Genomic DNA, 5,062 nt, shown 5'->3' with positions numbered 1-5,062 from the left:
CGCCGGGCGCTCGGACGCCGGGCGCTCGGACGACGGGCGGGCAGGCGGGACGTCCCGGGCGGCCGCGGAGTGGGCCGCCCTCGACCTGACGAGCCTGCGGTTCCACCGGCACGGCACCACCTCGATCATCCTCACCGGGCGGGTCGCGAAGCCGTCCCAGGGCCGCACGGCGACCTTCGCGCTGAAGTGCGTCATCCACCCGTACCTGACGATCCCGGCGATCGTCGACGCGACCCGCGGGTACCAGGCCGTGCACGGACAGCTGGACACCGACCAGCCGTCCCCGGCGGTGCCGGTCTGGGCCAGCCACGACAGCTGGATCCTCATGGACCTGGTGCGGGGCCGGACCCTGGGGGAGTACCTGGCCCACCGGGCAGCCGGGCAGCCCGCGCCGCCGGCCCGGGAGATCAACCGTCCCGTGGACACCCCGGCCCTGCGCGACCTGGGCAGCGCTCTGCTGAGCGCGCTCGCGGACCTCGAACGCCACGAGGGACGGCACGACGACCTCACGCCGTCCAACATCATCGTCCAGGACGAACAGCCCGGGCGGGTGCGGCTGCGGTTCGTCGACCTGGGCGTCAACCACCTGCACGCCCGCTCCATCACCGGTCAGGGGCAGGGCGAGGGGGTGTTCGCGGCGCCCGAGGTGCGGCGCGACGGCGTCGGCCACCCGTTGGCCGACCTGTACTCGCTGGGCGCGCTGCTGATCGCGATCGCCGGGCTCCCGCACAACCCCGACGGCACGGTCCCCGACCAGTTCTACGTCGTGTCCGTCGGCCTGGCCCGGCTCCTGGAGGACCTGACCGACGCCGACCCCCGGCGCCGCCTGCTGGTCACGCCGGTCGACCCGGCGAGACCACGGTTCGAGCAGATCGGCCGGGTGTTCGCCGACGAGGTCGCGATCCTCGAGCAGGACGGCCGCGAACGGCCCCGCACCACGCTGCAACGGCTGCGCGACCTGTCGCCGGGGGCCGGCACCGTGGCCCGCCAGCGCCGCAAGCTCCAGGTGCGCACCGGCCAGGTGCGCGACGCCACGAGCGCCGCCCACCTGCGGCAGGCCCGCCGGCTGCAGCGCTGGGCCTGGCTCTTCGCCGTCCTGATCTGGTCCGCGACCGCCCTGGTCATCACGTGGTGGTCGCGCGACCTCGGACTGTCCTGGCAGGCCAAGTGGTTCGAGATGGCGGACGAGGTGTTCGGCCGCTCCGGGGCCGGCCTGGTCCTCCTCGACGACGTCCGCGCCGCCGACTACCCGATCCCCGACCCCTGGGGCAACCTGCCTGTACGCCTGGTGACGCTGACCTTCGCGCTGGTCTGCGCCCGGCTGTACCTCAACGTCTTCGCCGAGCTGAGCACCGTGTGGGCGTTGCCGCGCGACCGGCGGCACCGGCTGCGGGCCGTCACCGCGGAGGTCGGCCTGCGCTCCCTGGCCATCCTGCCGCCCCTCTACGTGGTGCTGCCGACGCTCGTGGAGCGCGACTGGTGGCCCCTGTTCACCTTCGTCGGCCACGTCACCTTCGCCGTGGTGGTCCAGGCCTGCCTCTGGTTCGCCTGGGCCACCAACGCGCGTGCCCGTGCGGCAGGGCTCTCGTCCGTGCCCCGGGGCGAGATCGCCACGCTCGGCCGGCTGGCGGCCTGGCAGCCCACCGTGGCCGTCTACCTGGTCCCGATCATCGGCATCGGCACCCTGCTCTCCCTGGGGCTCGTGCAGGACGTGCTGGTCTACGCGTCGTTCGTCAGCCTGATCAACCTGGGCATTTTCTACCCGAAGAGCGCGGGTACCGACGCGCCGTACATCCGCGCGGGCATGAACCGGGCGGCGCTCGCGGCAGAGCGGCTGGAGCACCTGGAGCGCCGGGGCGCCTGAGCGGAGCCCCGGCGCCCGGGCGGCCACGGCTGAGACGTCGTCCGGCGATGACCGTGGATCGTGGGTTCGCAGCGCCCGGGACGTAACGCGCGCGGTGGGGTGTCCTCCCAGCGCACAGGCCTGGCCGGGCTATTGCGTCAGCGCTGACGCTGGCACGATCATGGCTGCTGTCGTTCGTCGGGCGGGTGAATCCGGGGGCTGCTGTGGGGCAGGAACGTCGTACGGTCTGGCAGCGCCTGGCGAGCGCTCTCGACAGCACGGTGCGCACGGTCGACCCCGAGTCGTCGGGCGGTTCGCCCAGCGCCACGGTGCGCAGGGTTCTCGTCGGGGTCCTCCTGATGGCGGTCACCGCGATAGTGGCACTCGGCTGGGACTGGGCCACGGCCGAGATCATGACGCGGCGCGAGGCCGACATCCAGGCCGAGATCGAGCGCGAGCGCGCGACGGAGGAGTCCGCCACACGGACACCGGACGACGCGGCGGCCGTGCAACAGGACGACACGGCGGAGGCCGAGGCAGGCTCCGGATCGGAGTCCGACCGTGGGGGCGACGAGCCAGCGGGGGAGGACGCGTCCGACGAGGAGGAACCGTCCGGTCCGGGCATCTGGTCGCTCGTCGAGCCGCTCGCGCCCCAGCCCCCTGGGCCGGGCATCCTGCTGCTCGACGATTTGGGCGGCGGGTCGGCTGCGGAGTACCGGAGCGCGGACTACGACGAGGCCGGCTTCGACCAGGAGCTGAAGCACCTCTGGTCGGAGGCCGTCCCGGTCCACGCGCCGTTCGGCCAGGAGGTCGGCCTGTCGAACAGGTGGAACCTGACGCTCGGGAGCGACGGGCCGGCGGTCGCGGTCACCGACCTGGCTCTGGCGGACCTGGAGTGCGGCCCCGCCCGTGCGGTGGCAGCGTTCGACCTGCCGGCGCAGGGCTCCGACGACCGTCTGCTGATCTCCTACTCGATGGAGAACCCGACGATGGGGAGGCTCTACGAGTACACGGAGTCCGGGGACCGGGCACCAGGTTGGGGTGAGCCGTTCTTCGAGCAGAAGGTGGTCGAGCTCGGCGGGTCGACGAGCAGCGTGGGGTTCATGGTCGAGGTCGTCACGACCGATGAGGACTGCACGTGGTCCGCCTTCGAGCTCTCGCTCTACGGTCCTGAGGGTGAAGAGACGTATCGGATCGAGCGGGACGGTGGGGAACCGTTCGAGGCTCGAGGGGTCGCGGCGGACGCGGATACGTTCTTCGCCTACCACGACGACGGTGGTCCGGACATCTATGCCGATCCGCTCTGGTGAAGCGGATCAAGGGCGATATCAGGTGATATGCCCGTTAGTTCCGTCACGGATCACACCGATCAGCGCGCGCAACACCTGTGGTCCGGGTGACGATGAACTAATGCTCAACCTGCGAAATCACCGGGTCATGCTCTCGGCCGTCGGTGCGCTCGTCGTCGCCGGCGCCGGCAGCGGCATCGCCTGGTCCGAGGCCGAGCGCACCAGCGATCCCGCTGACGTGCTGCTCGACGCCGTGGAGCACAGCGAGTCCACGATGCGCGACTACATCGACGTGATCAGCGGCCGGTTCGACGAGATCGAGGCCACGTCCGGCACCGGCGAGAAGGAAGATCTCGCCGCAGACCTCATGACCGACGTGCCCGACCTCGCCGAGGAGGCGCGGTCCGGGGTCCTCGGCGCCAAGGAGGAGGCCCGGGCGGTCTCGTTGCCCGACGGCGGCCGGCTCGACCTGGCCCGGGACGCGTACGTGGCGCACATGGACGCCTGGATCGCGGAGTACGACCGGGCGATCGTCGCCCCGGCGAGCGTCGTCGAGATCGAGCCCCGGGTGAACCAGACCTTCGACGAGGCGGTCGCCGCGTTCGACCGGACGGACCTGGACGCCGACCAGGAGGACCGGGCCGCGGAGCTGCTCGCGGACTGACCGCGCTGCCGCCCGGCGGGCCGCCGGGCTCAGGCCCGCCAGCTCATCGGCGACTGCGTGAGCGCCGCGTCCGCGACCCGCTTGGCCACGTCCGTCGTCAGGGCCGCGTACGACGAGTCGATCCACTCCTGCACCCCGTCCTGGCCGCCGTGCCGGTACTCGACGGCCTGGACGAGGCACTCCAGCTTGTCCGCGTCGCGGGCGCAGCGCGCCTCCGGCGTCTCCTGCGCCTCGAACTCGGCGACGGCGTCAAGGACGGTGGCGGCAGCGGCTTCCGGCAGGGGAGCGACCTGGTCGCGCGTGACGGCCACGTTGTCCGGCTTGGTGAGATACGGCCTGGCCGTGTGGGGCAGATCCGTGATGCGGGTCTCCTGCGAGTCGTGCCACAGCGCGAGGTAGGCGGCGCGGGCCGGGTCGGCCCCCTCCTCGGCGGCCAGGAGGGCGGCGAGCTGAGCCACGCGCAGGCTGTGCTCGGCCACCGACTCCGGGTCGCGCACGCCCACCTGCCACCAGCCGGCGCGGCGCAGGCGCTTGAGCACGCCCATCTCGTAGGTGAAGGCGGCGATGCCGGAGGCGGCGGTGTGCGTCATGGCGCTATCGTCCGGCATCCGCCGCCCGTCCGTCTCCCGCCGGTTACCTGCCGTACGACGTAGGCACTTAGCATGTGCCGGTGCCCCGCGAATCCTCAGGTGCCCTGCCCGCCGCCGTCCTGTTCGACATGGACGGCACCCTCGTCGACTCCGAGGCCTACTGGATGCGCGCGGAGCACGAGATCGTCGTCGCCCACGGGGCGACCTGGACGCACGAGGACGCGCTGGGCGCCGTCGGGCAGGCGCTGCTCACCACGGGCGGCATGTTGCACGACGCCGGCGTCCCGCTGGAGCCGGCCGAGATCGTGGCCTGGCTCGTGGCTCGGGTCAACGAGCAGCTGCGGGAGGCCGTACCGTGGCGCTCCGGCGTCCTGGAGCTGCTGGAGGACCTGCGCTCCGCCGGCGTGCCCTGCGCCATCGTCACCATGTCCTACCGCAGCCAGGCCGAGGTCGTGGCCGACGGCGCGCCCGCCGGCACCTTCACCCACCTGGTCACCGGCGACGAGGTCACGCACGGCAAGCCGCACCCCGAGCCCTACCTGGCGGCAGCCGAGCTGTTCGGCGTGCGCGCCGAGGACTGCGTGGCGATCGAGGACTCGGGCCCCGGGATCACGTCCGCGCTCGCCTCGGGCGCCCGCACGCTCGGCGTGCCGGCCGAGGTGCCGGTGCCGCCGCG

Annotated in this window: 5 protein-coding genes; 4 read left to right on the top strand and 1 reads right to left on the bottom strand. The window is 72.7% G+C overall.

Annotated elements, in window-relative coordinates; all coding sequences use genetic code 11:
* The 3 genes from PROKR_RS10975 to PROKR_RS10965 all read left to right on the top strand — a co-directional run.
* Nucleotides 1-1,864, top strand: a 1,864-nt coding sequence (locus PROKR_RS10975; protein ID WP_051432874.1) for a serine/threonine-protein kinase, incomplete at its 5' end; no start/stop codon positions are given.
* Between the two features lie 260 nt (nucleotides 1,865-2,124).
* Nucleotides 2,125-3,153 (top strand): hypothetical protein, encoded by a 1,029-nt coding sequence (locus PROKR_RS10970; RefSeq protein ID WP_036963049.1) that lies wholly within the window; start codon nucleotides 2,125-2,127, stop codon nucleotides 3,151-3,153.
* 100 nt (nucleotides 3,154-3,253) lie between these two features.
* Nucleotides 3,254-3,796 (top strand): hypothetical protein, encoded by a 543-nt coding sequence (locus PROKR_RS10965; protein ID WP_036963048.1) that lies wholly within the window; start codon nucleotides 3,254-3,256, stop codon nucleotides 3,794-3,796.
* Between the two features lie 29 nt (nucleotides 3,797-3,825).
* On the opposite strand, the gene PROKR_RS10960 is transcribed toward PROKR_RS10965, so the two are convergent.
* On the bottom strand, nucleotides 3,826-4,386 hold the full coding sequence (locus PROKR_RS10960) for an HD domain-containing protein (RefSeq protein WP_142036287.1): 561 nt from the start codon (nucleotides 4,384-4,386) through the stop codon (nucleotides 3,826-3,828).
* A gap of 80 nt (nucleotides 4,387-4,466) precedes the next feature.
* On the opposite strand from PROKR_RS10960, the gene PROKR_RS10955 reads away from it, so the two are divergent.
* Nucleotides 4,467-5,062, top strand: a 596-nt coding sequence (locus PROKR_RS10955; RefSeq protein ID WP_245605795.1) for an HAD family hydrolase, incomplete at its 3' end; no start/stop codon positions are given.

The sequence above is a fragment of the Promicromonospora kroppenstedtii DSM 19349 genome (assembly GCF_000515355.1).
Lineage (GTDB): Bacteria > Actinomycetota > Actinomycetes > Actinomycetales > Cellulomonadaceae > Promicromonospora > Promicromonospora kroppenstedtii.
The sequence above is the reverse complement of the archived record's forward strand: the minus strand, read 5'-3'. Positions and strand labels throughout refer to the sequence as shown.